This window comes from Streptomyces sp. NPDC101237, from assembly GCF_044767465.1.
Classification (GTDB): Bacteria; Actinomycetota; Actinomycetes; order Streptomycetales; family Streptomycetaceae; genus Streptomyces; species Streptomyces gramineus.
Map to the genome: position 1 here is coordinate 119,967 of NZ_JBIWNY010000015.1, position 12,008 is coordinate 131,974.

A 12,008-nucleotide genomic window follows, 5' to 3' on the forward strand; every position below is an offset into this window, starting at 1 on the left:
AGATTACCCTTTGAACCGTGCTTACCGGCTCGGACAAGAGCCCCCCCGGGTTCAGCGCTCGCCCACCTGCACCCCGCTCCCCTCACCCGGGGAGGGCGGACCGACGGTCAGGTGCACCGCCGACCGTCCGTCGCGCGGCGGCGGAGGCGAGCGCTTCCTTCACAAAGGCGAAACCGGCCTCATGCGAGACGATGGGCCGGTATCCCCGTTCGGCCACGGCTTTGTCAGTGCGCGGCGTGCACGGCTGTCCGACGAACCACCGGGCGGGTACAGGCACCACCTGGGCCGCGGTCTCGGCGTCCCTGTCCGGGATGGGCGCGTCGACACCGTGGAGCGAGAAGACTGTCTCCAGGAAATCCCGCAGGATGACCGGATGCTGGTCGGTGACGGAGTACGCCTGACCCGGTCGGCCGTGCTGCCATCCGCGTATCAAGCCCTCGACGGCGTTGTCCACGTACGTCACATCGGTGGTGTGCCGGCCGCCCTCGATCCATGCGAACGGCCCGGCCGCGGCGGCCAGGCCTTCGGTCAGGGCTGCTGTCAGGGCCCCGGACGAACCGCGGCCGTATGGAGACGGTGGTGAAGCCCGGCGCGTTGACGTCCCGCACGACCTTCTCGGCGATGGCCTTGACCGCGCAGTAGGCGGCTTCCGAATCCGGCCGCGGCGGTGCGGTCTCGTCCACGTCCAGCAGCGGTTCGTCGGCCAGGAGCGCGGACTCGCTGCCACAGCGCCGTGCCCTCGGTCCAGGGCAAGCGCGGGCGACCCCGCCGACGCCCCGGTGTGCTGTACGCCGACCGCGGCTACGAGTACGACATCTACCGCCGGACTGTGCGTGAGGTGGGCATCCGCCCGGCCATCGCCCACCGTGGAACGGGCGCGACTCCGGCCTGGGTGTGTACCGCTGGGTCGTCGAAGCCGCCTTCACGCTCCAGCTCAGTGGATAGAGCACGTGCCTTCCAAGTGCTCGTAACAGGATCTTGCTGAGGCGCTCCGGTCGGGCGGGACCGATGTGACGATCCGGCCGTTCGCGTCGTGTGACGACTTCCCCGCGGACCGTGGACGTCGATCTGTGGGCAAGGATTGAACCGCTGCTCCCGCCCTGGCCTGAGCAATCACCGGGACCTAAGCCGGTGGACGACCGGTTGTGCCACCTCCGCTCGCGCGGAGAGCAACGTCCGTCTGGAGTCTTCACGAACAGCTCGCGCGGAGAGCAGGCGCCGCCGGTTCCCCGACCTGGTGATGCGGCTGGGTCACCTCCGCTCGAGCGGAAGTGGGTTGACCCCGCGACGTGGTCGACTCGCTCGGACGACTCTCGGTGGTCCCCGCGCACGCGCGGTTGATCCCAGTCCCGCGCGTGACGGGTGTGGGTCCAAGACGTGATCCCTGCGCACCCGGGGCCGGTCCCGAAGTTGGTCTTCCCGTCTATTGTTGACGAGCTCGCATGGGCGTACAGAACTGAAAGGGCATCCGTCAGCAGCGAGAGTCCTCTGGGACTTCTCTGGGCCTTCCGGCCCCATCAACCGGCACGAACATGAAAGCTGACTGTTCATTCGCGCAGGCCAGCTGTCATCAGCCACGCATCGCGGCAGGTCACCGCGTCCGCTGGTCTCTTCCGGGACATCTGAGGGCCCGTCGAGAGATTTGCCGCATCGCCCTGCCGGTCCGCGCGAATGCGGCGCCGGCGGGGACGTTGCGGCGTTCCCACTTGAAATGCGGGCCGTCGTCACCGCATCTCAACGCACGAAAAGCACACCGGCTCCGACGATCACAGGAAAGAGACCGCAGGTAATCGCAAGTCCTGCGAGCACAGCGAGCAGTCCGGGCCGCAGAAGCCCTGATGAGGCAGGAGCGGCAGCCGGTTCGAGGCGCCGACGGCGCAGCGCGAGCGTTCTGCCACCAGCAAGCAGACTTATGGATTTTTATCCCAGAGTTTTGAGCGCCATCAAATGAACTTGAGATCCCCCTCACCATCATGACTGCCGCGCTCGAGACGGCAGATCATTTCTGATTTCTATCCTCATTTCAAAGGAGGCCGATTTGAGGAAATCTGAATCTCTTCCCGGAGGGCGGCAGAAGAGACCGTCCCTTCGTACCACCCGCCAATATCCTGCATCTGCCTGATGGACAATCCAAATGCGACTCGAAATTCATTTAGGCATTCCATCGAGCGCACCGAAAAATCCGCATTCCCATCGCGCACATGCTCAGCAACATCTACGATATCCATCCCAGATGAAGCGAGCTCGCGAAGCGTTTCCACCCACTGACCAGGCTTCACGTCAGGGCCTACTAAAGAGGGCCGAGACGCGATCATACCCATCGTCCATGGATGGGATGGCCCTAGTGATACGAACACGCGTGAACCCGTATTCGGCAGCTCTCTGCCCCGTCCAGGTTCCGCTGGCGGCCGTTTTCAAAGGCGTCCCTCCCGTTACCAATTGATTGAATGCAGCGAGATTGTCACCGTATGACGAGTTTCCCTCAATGCTCTTAACCCCGTCTCCAAAGTGATCCATCACCATGCCGAACATCTGCTTCCCAGACAAAGGAGATCCACTCAGGCGATCCATGCCCAGCGTCAGCTTTCCAGCATCGTCAAGCAGGCCGATCGCCATAGATCCGCTTTCAGCATGGTGAATCACAATCGAGCTGTCGTCCTTCGTCACGGTTACACCGTCGGGCAATTCCCCGCAGGTGTTGTGAACCAGGACTGGGACGCCGCCCGCCACGACATAGTACGTGTGCTCGCGGGGCGGTCGTCACCTGCATTTTCGCTGGTCAGCGAATTCCTGCCGGTCCGTGGGGGTGCGCGGAAGTGCTGTGCTGTGTGCCTGTGTTGCCGTCGGCGTTGCCGTCAGACTGCTGCCTGCGTGAGGGCGGTGGAGTGGGCTTTGGCCGGTGTCCTGCCCGGGTTGGGGTCGGGCATGGTCAGGGGGCCGTACGCTGGCCCGGCAACTCGGGCAGGTCGTGTTCCTGCCCGGAATTTGAACGAGTGGCCCCCTGGCCTTGCCCGACGCGGGCCCCGACCTGGGGAGGTGGGTAAAGCACACGGAGCCGACCGGCCCCACCTCCGGGCCTTCGCCGTGGCCAACTCCCGGCCGCCGCCTCGCCGTCGGCCTGGCGATCGTCGTGCGAACGCGTCCGGCTTTCTCCGCGCTTCCGGTGGTCCGCTACGCGCTTCTGCGCGGCCTGGTCGCTGGCCCGCCCGCGGTGGCGGAGCCGAGAGCGGGCCGGGTGGGCGGCCGTGCCGCGCGCGACCCGCGTCAGCGGGTCGCCTTGAAGACGTTGAGAAAGTTTGGACGCATCCCGCTTCGGTGGTACGCCGTGGGCACTGGCTGGTCGTTCGGCTTGGAGTGTTGTCCTGCGGGCAGCCGGGATGATCGCTGTTCGGCCGCTCCGGGACCGTGTGCTGGGGGTACCGTCTGAGTGTTGCCGCAGAACGGAGTTCGCCGTGTCGCAGAGCATCGAGGAACACGCCGGCGCTCGGATCGCCCGTATCCGGAAGCAGCGCGGCCTGACGCAGCAAGGGCTGGCGATGCGGGCGCACCTGTCGAAGTCGCTGTTGTCGAAGGTCGAGTGCGGACAGAAGCCCGCTTCCCCAGCTCTTGTCGCCGCCTGTGCCCGTGCACTGGGTGTTTCCACATCCGACCTGCTGGGACAGCCGTACGCCGACGAACTGCGGCGCGACCGCATGGATGCCCTGATCCAGCCGATCCGTGAGGGGCTGGAGAACTGGGACATCGCTCTGGACTGGGAGACAGCTCCGCGCCCGGCCTCGTTGCTCTGGGCGGATGTCCAGCGAGCGCTGGAGCAGCGCCGCCAGGCGCAGTACACGGACATGGTGCGCGACCTGCCCGTGCTGATCGACGAGTCGGTGCAGGCAGTGCACACCAGCACCGGGGAAGAGCAGCGGCTGGCTTACGAGTGCCTGGCGGAGACGTTCCGGTGTGTGTTCACCGTGGCGTGGAAGCTCGGCTTCCTCGATCTGGCCACCGTCGCGCTGGACCGACTCGCGTGGACCGCGCCGCGCGCCGACGAGCCGGGGCTGGCCGCGATGCATGCCTTTCTGCGTGCGCAGACCACGCTGTCCTCGGGTCGGTACGACGTGGGTCTGCGGGTGGTCGATCGGGCTCTGCGGGACCTCGGCAGCCAGGAGTCACGCCGCCCGGCGGGCGTCGAGGCGATGCGGGGCATGCTGCACCTGCGTGCCGCGACCATCGCAGGCCGGATGAAGGACAGGGACCACGCCGACGCCCGCCTCGCCGAGGCCCGTGCCCTTGCCCGGGCCACAGGCGAGTTGCCCGACTTCGGCGTCACCTGGGGACCGGTGAACGTCGGTGTGCATGCCGTGGCGATCGCCTCGGAGGCTGACGACTTCGGGCGTGCGATCGAACTCGCCGACAACGTGCGCATTCCACGCGGCTGGACCCGTTCCCGGGCCGGTCACCACTGGATGGACCTCGGCCGGGCCCACGCGTGGGCGGGCCACCCGGATAAGGCGCTGGACTGCCTGTACCAGGCCCGGCGCATCGCCCCGCAGCAGACCCGCTACCACCCGACCGTGCGGGAGACCGTACTGGCGCTGAAGCGGCGGGAGCGGGCGCGTAACGGCTCGTTGGCGCAGTACGCGGAGTGGGTCGGGATATAGCGGATTTCTGGCGGGAGGAGTTGCACCCTTCGGTGCAACCGCGGTGCATCGCGAGTCGGCAGGCTGACGTCTCGTCAGGACCCCCGCGACCGCGCGAACGGTCCGGGGGCATGGCCAACGCTGACAAGGAGCGTCGACATGCCGCACTGTATCGCCCGCATCTTCGAGCCGCTGATGCGGCTGCTGTGGCCCGCACCGGGCCGCCATCGCAGAACTGATCACCCGTCCGCCGGCCTTGCTGTAGAGGCGTCGAGGGCCTGTCCGGCTCGCGTACCGGCCGCCCGAGTAGTACACGGTGAGGAGGTCGGGCTGGTCCGCTCGTATCTGGTCGCGCACGAGCGGCGGGAGGAGCAGGAGCAGCAGGCACGGTGTCGCACGCTCCGGCTGGCAGTGCGCGGCATCGACATCAGTCCCCAGCTGTTCGACCGAGTGGAGGTCACGGCGTGACGAGCGGGACCGGACAGCTGCGCCTGCTGCCGTGGGCCGGGCCCGAGGGCAAGCCGTGCTATCTCGCAGGCGACAGGGCCGGATACCTGTCCCGGCTCGCCGACAACATGGAGTCGACCCAGCTCGGCCTGGCCGGGGAACTCTTCCATGAGGCCAAGCAAGTCCTGGACAACCGGCAGTGGACGCCGGGCGAACTTCACCTGCTGGCAGTCCAGTTGACTGAAGCACTCGGCAACGTGCACCGCATCGCGGTGAGTCGCGGCGCACGCCTGCGCACACCCATCGACGACGATCTCGACACCGTGGACGACCTGGAGGACGAGGAAAACGGGCAGGAGAGTTCGTACCCGGCCGTCTGCCGCTGACCGTTCCTCGTGGCTCCCTGGTCCCATCCAGGCCGGGCCGGAAGCGATCCCCGGAGAGCCATGGTTTCCCGGGGATCTTCCTTGCATGCCGTCAGGTGCCCTTCGAGCGCTTGGTTCCTGGACGAGGGCTCGCCTGTTCCAGGCGCTCCAGGCGCTCGCGCATGTCGGCCATCTGCTCCAGGATCAGATCCAGCTTGCCCGCCAGATCCATGTCCCCGGATGCGGGCGGAGTGGGGTGCGGTGGCTGCTCTCCTGAGCTGCCCTCGGTGCCGCCCGTGTCTCCTGACTCGCCCCAGAAGAGGCCTTCGCCGATGACGTAGGCCAGCTCTTCCGGCTGCGGCTCGCTCGGCCGGGTACGGGAGGGGATCTTCCTGCGCGGATTCCGGTAGACCTTGCGGACGTGCCCTTCGAGGGCCAGCGTGGCCAGGGCCTGTTCGGTGTTCTCTTCGCTGTGGCCGATGACCTCGGCAGCCTCCGCTGCCGTCAGCCGGGTGCCCTTGGACAACGAGCCGTTACGGATCTTCGCACTCATCGGCGGGAGCCCGACGCACGAGCTGGCGGTGACCACTGGTGCATGACGACGAACTCCTCACCGTCCCCGAGGCCATGGCCCGCCTCAAGATCGGCCGCTCCGCCCTCTACGACCTCCTGCGCACCCGCCGCCTGGCCTCCCTGACCATCGGCCGCGCCCGCCGCATCCCCGCCCACGCACTCACTGACTACGTCCAGCACAACCTGGAAGAGGCCACCCGATGACCGCCCCCAAGCGCAAGAAGACCCGCGCCAACGGCGACGGAACCGTCTACCAGCGCAAGGACGGCCGCTGGGAAGCCGCCGGATACGTCCTCGCCCCCGGCAACACCCGCAAACGCGTCCACGTCTACGGCAGCTCACGCACGGAGGCGCTGGCCAAGCTAACCGAGAAGATCGCCGCCAGCAATCGCGGCGTCCCCATCGTCACCGCGCAGGGCAGCCTCGCGGCGTACCTGACGTACTGGCTGGAGAACGTCGCCGTCCACCACCTCCGCGAAACCACCCACACCCACTACACCGCCGTCGTCGAGCACTACCTCATCCCCGGCCTCGGCCGGAAGAAGCTCGCCAAGCTCACCGCCAAGGACGTCCGCACCTGGCTCAACGGACTGCGGACCGTCTGCCAATGCTGCGCACGCGGCATCGACGCCCGCCGCAAGCCCGACGCCCAGACCGGCCACCGCCCACGCTGCTGCGCGCTCGGCCAGTGCTGCCGCAAGCACCTCTCCCCTCTCACACTCGCCTACATCCACTCCGTACTCAAATCCGCCCTGGAACACGCCGTCCGCGAAGAGGAGATCCCCCGCAACGTCGCCCGCAACGTCCGCACCGGAGTCCCACACCCCCGCCGCTTCAACCCCCTCACCGCCGACGAAGCCCGACAGTTCCTCGCCGCCGCCCGGAACCACCGGCACGCCACACTCTTCGAACTCGCCCTGCGCACCGGCCTGCGCAAGGGCGAACTCCTCGGCCTTCGCTGGGAAGACCCCGACCTCGACGGCGGCACCGCCACCATCGGCCGCACCCTCCAACGCACGAACAGCCGCGGCCTGGCCACGCTCCCCACCAAGACCATCAGCTCCGAACGCCGCATCGCACTCCCGGCCTCCTGCGTCACCTCACTCCGTGCTCACCGCAAGCACCAGGCCCAGGAGAAGGAGAAGGAGAAGACGGGCTCCGACTGGCATGACACCGGCCACGTCTTCACACGCCCCGACGGACACCTGATCGAACCCGCCACCCTCACCCGACAGTTCAACGCACTGCTCCGCAACGCCCACCTACGACCGATCCGGTTCCACGACCTCCGCCACTCAACGGCGACACTGCTCCTGGAGCAAGGCGTCGAACTCGTCGTCATCAAAGAACTCCTCGGCCACGCCCACATCGGCGTCACCGCGACTGTGTATGCCCACGTCCGCCTCCGCCTCCAACGCCAGGCCATCGACCTCCTCGGACGCGCGCTCGGCAACTTCACCGACACCGCCGCCAAGCCAGACGACGGCGACGATCCAACGCCTTGTGCAGCACCCGTCCGCTGACGTTGCCGTCAACTACTGCCGTCAAACACCACAGCGGCCCCACCGGAATCAAATCCGGCGGGGCCGCTGACGCAATTAAGGAAGGCCGCTAGTAAGACTCAAAGATCGGTGCCATTGACGGGAATCGTCGCGGAAAAATAGGCACAGCAATTGTACGATCTAGGACCTTGGCCAAGAATCCCGACATGTCACCAGGGAATTCGAACCACTCTTCACCCCGAGGCTCCTTCACAAGAACGGTCCATGTATCAGGAGCTTCAATGTCCAGACGCCTCCAAAAGAGAACGTCCCCGTTGTCCGTTCGGCCGAAAGCGAGCACTTCCGCTGGATCGTCGATCCGATACGGCATTGGCTCACCTGCGTCTCTCAGATACCTGAGCGCCCACAACGACTCGCCAACTTGAGTAGGAAGATCAATGGCCCGCAGTTCACTCGAAGGCTGATAGATGTGAATGAACTACGAGAAGCAGCCCGGACCGTATCGCCGGACCATCTCCTTATAGTCGGCGGGCAAGCCGCAACCAATCAGGCGCTCGACAGACTGCCAGTCGACTTCACCAGGCTGGACACCCAAGGGAGGCGACACGACGGACGCTAGTTCGTCGATGCTCATGCTACCTCCCATTCAAAATTGTGACATTTAGACTAAAGTCTCCGTTGCCATACGCCGAAAGGGTTACGGCGCGCGGCACTAGATTACTTCCCTCATATATAGGAGTGACCGAGTATTGGACAAATTGACCACCTTCTACGGCCAGTCGAACTTGCCTTTCAAAGCCGCTCATGATCGGAGTATTCACGGGGTTCTGGAGAAGCGTTACCAAATTCTCTGGAATATCACCAGAGCCACCGAGCTGCCTTCCAAGCAAGTGACCACGCGCCTGATCTCCAATCGGACGCCCTCCAGTGAATCTACCCCAGCCCCGCAAAGACCGCACCACACAAACGCAGAGTCCCCGTCAGCAAACCGACGAGGACTCATGAACGATCGAGACTAACTCCCTACTGCAGGCGTGTCGAACCCAATCAGCTCTGGACGCTGGTCAGGTGGGCCGTAGGAGAAGATGCGAACCAACCCTCTCTTTATTGACTCAACATCGCGAATATTGCCAGCGAAGGCCAGCTTCACAATTTCGCCAGCAATGCCAAGTTCCAATGCCGACTCGGGAGTAAATTCCATTTCAACCGAGCCTCCAATCCAGTTGACGCGCCTAACGCCACCATAGCTGGCATCATGGGCCCCGTTTACAACACAGTAAACGGGAGGATTCCAGGCGCGCGGATCACTCGGGTCTCGAAGGTCGCGCTGGAATTCGAATCCTATGGCACCCTCATCCCAACTCTCATAGAGTGCCAGACAGTAGGTTTGATAGCGCGGAGATTCGTCCTCGTGCATCACTTGCACTACATATTCCATGACACCTCCCAGATTTCACTCGCTAGGGCCATTTATTGACCCCGCCATTCCAGGTATATTCTATTTCGACGCCATAGAGATCCATGAATTCATTCATCATGCCCTGACAGCGTCCGCAAGGCTTCTTCAGGCCATTGAGCCGTTTTCAACCTTGGTTTGAGCAGGTCATGTGGAGGGTGAGGACGGCCTGAACAAGGCTGGTGATGCGGGTGGTGCTGCATCGCAGCTTGCGCAGCAGTCGCCAGGTCTTGAGCGTGGCAATGGCCTGCTCGCCCAGCGCCCGGATTTTGGCATGGGCCCGGTTGACCGCCTGCTGACCGGCGGAGAGTTTCTCCCAGCGACCGCGGTAGGGCACACGGACGGTTCCGCCGGCTCCTTGGTATCCCTTGTCGGCCCAGCAGCGTATGCCGGCCGCGGCCAGAGAGTCGAGAATGCCGTGTTCGCGGGCCGCACGAAGGTCGTGAACGGCTCCGGGCAGCGCGGGTGAGGCCCACAGCAGTCTCCCTGCCGGGTCGGCCAGGACTTGCACGTTCATGCCGTGCTTCTTGTGTTTGCCGGAATAGAAGGGCTGGTCAGCAGCGATGCGGTCGATCGGCAGGAGAGTTCCGTCCAGGATCACGAAGGCTTTGCGGGAGGCGGCGCGTACGGCTTGGGCGAGGTCGGGAGCGAGGGCGGCCAGCAGTTCGACGGCCTCGCTCACGTACCGGTAGACGGTGCTGAGGCTGATCCCGAACCCGGTGGCCAGCTGGGCGTAGGTGTGTCCGCATCGCAGGTGGGCGAGGACCAGCAGGGCCTGCCGATCCGTTCCGAGCCTGCGCCACCGCGTTCCGCGTTCACGGCGCAAGGCAGTCAGCTTCCTGGCCAGGAACCGCAGGGCTGAACTGGACAGATCGAGTCCCGATGGGTAGACAAGCATGCGAAGCTCCGGGCGGACAGGTTGATCTTGGTCGACAACTCGTCTACCAGGAGCTTCACTTCGTTACGCACTCGGTGCCCCGCTGCCGTGCGACCTGAGGTGACCTGGACAGGGGGCGGAGGCTCCGCACCGGTCTTCAGAGCACAGGCAGCGGAAGCGCCACCCGTCGTCCCAGACCGAACTCCCCGGCCTCGTCGTTACTCACGACCGCAACGGTTCCCGCAGGGACCCCAGGCAGCGTGGCCACGCGGGACGCCGCCGCCAGAAGATCTCCCTCACCGGCTCCGGTGACGAAGAAGACGTAGACGTCCCCGTCCTCCTCTCCCTCATCGAAGACTTCCACGTCACCTTGGTCTTCGAGACCGGACAGGAAGTCCTCGACCTCCTCGATCCAGGGAAACGGGTAGGAGCCGTTTGGCAGGTCTGGCATCGGCAGCAACGGCACGTGGATCTCAACAACCATGGTGGGCACGAAGACATCCTGCCCTCAGAGTCTCCGCCCGGCTCAACCGGGGGCCAGCCGCGTCAGCAGCCCTGCCGAGGTTGAAAAGGGCTCATTATTAATATAGAGGGTATCACCAGACTCTGGCGGGACGTGCATAAGCAAACCGAAGTACGGATCCCCGTCTGGCATCTCAAATTCGGGCGCGACGCCGAACATTCTCATAAGTCGATGCTCGGTATTGGCTGCAGCTTGCCTGTTCCACCCTCCTTCAATGGCCGCCTCCTGCGGGGTGGTGTTGCCGCTCCAGAGGCCACCGGCGACCTTGAGATTTCCATCTTTGTCTCGAATCTCATAGTCAATGCGATGGCCAGAATCCTTGGGGGCATTGGCCCAGCCCAGTCCGCAAGCCTCATCGGTGTTGTGGACCAAGATCGGGACGCCGCCCGCCACCACATAGTACGTGTGGAGTTCCCGGACCGTGAGGTTCCAGCGGTCCGCCGTGCCCGGTGTGATGCGGGTCGTGACCACCTAGGCGTGGCCGTTGTCCGCTGTGTTGAGGGCGTCTCCGTGGTGGAGGGCGCCGGCCGGCTTCCAGCTGTGGGTGGTGTCGTCCCGGAACGGGTGGTTGGCCGTCGTGTGCAGCGTGGCCTTGTGGCCGTCCTTGTCGCGGACGGTGACGTCGAGGAGGTCGTTGTCGTGGTTGATCCAGACGTGCTGGACGGTGCGGGCACCCTGGTGCCTGCCCGTGTCCGGATCGGCCGATTCGACCTTGTCACCGGTCTTGATCTTGCCGATCGCCTTGGTCCTGCCGCCGGTCATGAGGACCGGGGCGCTGGGCGAGAAGCTGCAGCGCGGGCTCTCACCACCTGAACCCTTGTCCGTGGTGCCCGAGTTCCCCGTGCCGGGTTCGTCCGTCCGTCGACGACGTACCCGGTGGTCGCCTCACCCGGCGACGTCAACAGCCCGGTCCAGACCGGCGACGCCAACCCCGGCGGCCCGGACGGCATCCCGGATCTCTACGCCGTCGACGCCTCCGGTCAGCTCCTGGAGTACAACTACCGGCAGAGCGGAGTGCTGACCTCCCCGCCCACCTACGGCTTCGCGGCTCCGGTGTCGCTGGGCTCGGTCACGGGCACCGCCTCGCACGGGTGGAACCTGACGGAAGGCTCCGGAGCCGCCGCCGCCGACAGCGCCGGTACCCTCAACGCCACGCTGGCCGGCCGAAGGTGACGCAGCTCGACTGACGATCCGGACCTCCTCCACCCGTGCCCGCGCCCGGAGTTCTCGGGTGCGGGCAGGTCCGGCCGCGGCCGGGGACCGCCCGGACGACGGGCACGTGGTCGCCGGAAGGGTCACGGGAACCGGGGCTCGCGGCTCACCTCGTGGTGGCGGCCGTCCGCGCGGGGCAGTGGCTTGAGGTCGACCTGGATGCGGTGCGTGGAGTCGTGGCTGACCGAGCCGCCGAGGCGCGCCTCGACCACGCCCAGGCGCAGCCCCGCGCCGGCCTCGCCGGCCCGGTGGAACTGCACCGAGAACTCCAGGCTGACCTGCTCCACGCTGAACCGCCAGTCGCTCCGGGCGCCCTCCGCCTGCGCCCTGGCCAGTTCCGCGCGCACCGTGCCGATGGCCTCCGCGAGACCGATCGGTTCCGGATCCCCCATGACAACACCCCGCCGGCTTCCGTGGCTTGACCG

Annotated in this window: 18 protein-coding genes and 1 pseudogene; 7 read left to right on the forward strand and 12 right to left on the reverse strand. The window is 65.7% G+C overall.

The window, feature by feature from the left end; all coding sequences use genetic code 11:
- Window positions 1–82: 82 nt before the first annotated feature.
- Window positions 83–463, reverse strand: a complete 381-nt coding sequence (locus ACIRQ9_RS23485) for a hypothetical protein (protein ID WP_404176684.1) — start codon at window positions 461–463, stop codon at window positions 83–85.
- A 279-nt stretch (window positions 464–742) separates the two neighbouring features.
- On the opposite strand from ACIRQ9_RS23485, the pseudogene ACIRQ9_RS23490 reads away from it, so the two are divergent.
- Window positions 743–921 (forward strand): annotated as a pseudogene (locus tag ACIRQ9_RS23490) (IS5/IS1182 family transposase); the annotation flags it as partial.
- A gap of 1,097 nt (window positions 922–2,018) precedes the next feature.
- On the opposite strand, the gene ACIRQ9_RS23495 reads toward ACIRQ9_RS23490, so the two are convergent.
- Both ACIRQ9_RS23495 and ACIRQ9_RS23500 read right to left on the reverse strand, forming a co-directional pair.
- Window positions 2,019–2,279 carry a hypothetical protein gene (locus ACIRQ9_RS23495; protein WP_404176687.1) on the reverse strand — a complete coding sequence of 87 codons (261 nt, stop codon included), beginning with the start codon at window positions 2,277–2,279 and terminating at the stop codon, window positions 2,019–2,021.
- Between the two features lies 1 nt (window position 2,280).
- Entirely contained in the window at window positions 2,281–2,667 is a 387-nt protein-coding gene (locus ACIRQ9_RS23500; RefSeq protein ID WP_404176690.1) for a hypothetical protein, read from the reverse strand.
- Window positions 2,668–3,452: 785 nt separating this feature from the next.
- Between ACIRQ9_RS23500 and ACIRQ9_RS23505 the strand changes: the two genes are divergently transcribed.
- The 3 genes from ACIRQ9_RS23505 to ACIRQ9_RS23515 all read left to right on the forward strand — a co-directional run bounded on the left by ACIRQ9_RS23505 (window position 3,453) and on the right by ACIRQ9_RS23515 (window position 5,461).
- Window positions 3,453–4,649: a helix-turn-helix domain-containing protein gene (locus ACIRQ9_RS23505; protein ID WP_404176693.1), complete on the forward strand. Its 1,197-nt coding sequence runs from the start codon at window positions 3,453–3,455 to the stop codon at window positions 4,647–4,649.
- 138 nt (window positions 4,650–4,787) lie between these two features.
- Window positions 4,788–5,096, forward strand: coding sequence for a hypothetical protein (locus ACIRQ9_RS23510; protein WP_404176696.1), 309 nt, complete (start codon window positions 4,788–4,790; stop codon window positions 5,094–5,096).
- On the forward strand, window positions 5,093–5,461 hold the full coding sequence (locus tag ACIRQ9_RS23515; protein WP_404176698.1) for a hypothetical protein: 369 nt from the start codon (window positions 5,093–5,095) through the stop codon (window positions 5,459–5,461). The genes ACIRQ9_RS23510 and ACIRQ9_RS23515 overlap by 4 nt, the downstream gene beginning before the upstream one ends.
- A gap of 91 nt (window positions 5,462–5,552) precedes the next feature.
- Here the strand turns inward: ACIRQ9_RS23515 and ACIRQ9_RS23520 are convergent, their stop codons facing one another.
- The gene (locus tag ACIRQ9_RS23520; RefSeq protein WP_404176701.1) at window positions 5,553–5,993 is read right to left on the reverse strand and encodes a hypothetical protein; all 441 of its coding nucleotides are present in this window, start codon (window positions 5,991–5,993) and stop codon (window positions 5,553–5,555) included.
- A gap of 38 nt (window positions 5,994–6,031) precedes the next feature.
- Between ACIRQ9_RS23520 and ACIRQ9_RS23525 the strand changes: the two genes are divergently transcribed.
- Both ACIRQ9_RS23525 and ACIRQ9_RS23530 read left to right on the forward strand, forming a co-directional pair.
- The gene (locus ACIRQ9_RS23525) at window positions 6,032–6,217 is read left to right on the forward strand and encodes a helix-turn-helix domain-containing protein (protein WP_404176704.1); all 186 of its coding nucleotides are present in this window, start codon (window positions 6,032–6,034) and stop codon (window positions 6,215–6,217) included.
- On the forward strand, window positions 6,214–7,536 hold the full coding sequence (locus tag ACIRQ9_RS23530; RefSeq protein WP_404176707.1) for a tyrosine-type recombinase/integrase: 1,323 nt from the start codon (window positions 6,214–6,216) through the stop codon (window positions 7,534–7,536). The genes ACIRQ9_RS23525 and ACIRQ9_RS23530 overlap by 4 nt, the downstream gene beginning before the upstream one ends.
- A gap of 614 nt (window positions 7,537–8,150) precedes the next feature.
- Here ACIRQ9_RS23530 and ACIRQ9_RS23535 read toward each other — a convergent pair.
- From ACIRQ9_RS23535 to ACIRQ9_RS23565, 7 genes are all read right to left on the reverse strand, one after another.
- Window positions 8,151–8,477 carry a DNA/RNA non-specific endonuclease gene (locus ACIRQ9_RS23535; protein ID WP_404176710.1) on the reverse strand — a complete coding sequence of 109 codons (327 nt, stop codon included), beginning with the start codon at window positions 8,475–8,477 and terminating at the stop codon, window positions 8,151–8,153.
- 53 nt (window positions 8,478–8,530) lie between these two features.
- Window positions 8,531–8,953 (reverse strand): hypothetical protein, encoded by a 423-nt coding sequence (locus ACIRQ9_RS23540; protein WP_404176713.1) that lies wholly within the window; start codon window positions 8,951–8,953, stop codon window positions 8,531–8,533.
- 22 nt (window positions 8,954–8,975) lie between these two features.
- A complete protein-coding gene (locus ACIRQ9_RS23545; protein WP_404176929.1) occupies window positions 8,976–9,083 on the reverse strand; it encodes a hypothetical protein in 108 nt (35 codons plus the stop codon).
- A gap of 15 nt (window positions 9,084–9,098) precedes the next feature.
- Entirely contained in the window at window positions 9,099–9,869 is a 771-nt protein-coding gene (locus tag ACIRQ9_RS23550) for an IS5 family transposase (protein ID WP_404176716.1), read from the reverse strand.
- 136 nt (window positions 9,870–10,005) lie between these two features.
- Complete coding sequence (locus tag ACIRQ9_RS23555; protein ID WP_404176932.1) at window positions 10,006–10,332, reverse strand: hypothetical protein; 327 nt, start codon at window positions 10,330–10,332, stop codon at window positions 10,006–10,008.
- Between the two features lie 42 nt (window positions 10,333–10,374).
- Window positions 10,375–10,842, reverse strand: coding sequence for a hypothetical protein (locus ACIRQ9_RS23560; protein WP_404176718.1), 468 nt, complete (start codon window positions 10,840–10,842; stop codon window positions 10,375–10,377).
- The gene (locus tag ACIRQ9_RS23565; RefSeq protein ID WP_404176721.1) at window positions 10,843–11,133 is read right to left on the reverse strand and encodes a polymorphic toxin-type HINT domain-containing protein; all 291 of its coding nucleotides are present in this window, start codon (window positions 11,131–11,133) and stop codon (window positions 10,843–10,845) included.
- A 114-nt stretch (window positions 11,134–11,247) separates the two neighbouring features.
- Between ACIRQ9_RS23565 and ACIRQ9_RS23570 the strand changes: the two genes are divergently transcribed.
- Complete coding sequence (locus ACIRQ9_RS23570) at window positions 11,248–11,544, forward strand: hypothetical protein (RefSeq protein WP_404176724.1); 297 nt, start codon at window positions 11,248–11,250, stop codon at window positions 11,542–11,544.
- Between the two features lie 122 nt (window positions 11,545–11,666).
- Here the strand turns inward: ACIRQ9_RS23570 and ACIRQ9_RS23575 are convergent, their stop codons facing one another.
- A complete protein-coding gene (locus ACIRQ9_RS23575; protein ID WP_404176726.1) occupies window positions 11,667–11,975 on the reverse strand; it encodes a trypco2 family protein in 309 nt (102 codons plus the stop codon).
- Window positions 11,976–12,008 lie beyond the last annotated feature (33 nt).

What these genes read in the sequence shown, in the direction of transcription:
- ACIRQ9_RS23510 (WP_404176696.1), top strand. Translation starts at nt 4,788, where the DNA reads ATGCCGCACTGTATCGCCCGCATCTTCGAGCCGCTGATGCGGCTGCTG.
- ACIRQ9_RS23520 (WP_404176701.1), bottom strand. Translation starts at nt 5,993, where the DNA reads ATGAGTGCGAAGATCCGTAACGGCTCGTTGTCCAAGGGCACCCGGCTG.
- ACIRQ9_RS23530 (WP_404176707.1), top strand. Translation starts at nt 6,214, where the DNA reads ATGACCGCCCCCAAGCGCAAGAAGACCCGCGCCAACGGCGACGGAACC.
- ACIRQ9_RS23540 (WP_404176713.1), bottom strand. Translation starts at nt 8,953, where the DNA reads ATGGAATATGTAGTGCAAGTGATGCACGAGGACGAATCTCCGCGCTAT.
- ACIRQ9_RS23550 (WP_404176716.1), bottom strand. Translation starts at nt 9,869, where the DNA reads ATGCTTGTCTACCCATCGGGACTCGATCTGTCCAGTTCAGCCCTGCGG.
- ACIRQ9_RS23555 (WP_404176932.1), bottom strand. Translation starts at nt 10,332, where the DNA reads ATGGTTGTTGAGATCCACGTGCCGTTGCTGCCGATGCCAGACCTGCCA.
- ACIRQ9_RS23565 (WP_404176721.1), bottom strand. Translation starts at nt 11,133, where the DNA reads ATGACCGGCGGCAGGACCAAGGCGATCGGCAAGATCAAGACCGGTGAC.
- ACIRQ9_RS23575 (WP_404176726.1), bottom strand. Translation starts at nt 11,975, where the DNA reads ATGGGGGATCCGGAACCGATCGGTCTCGCGGAGGCCATCGGCACGGTG.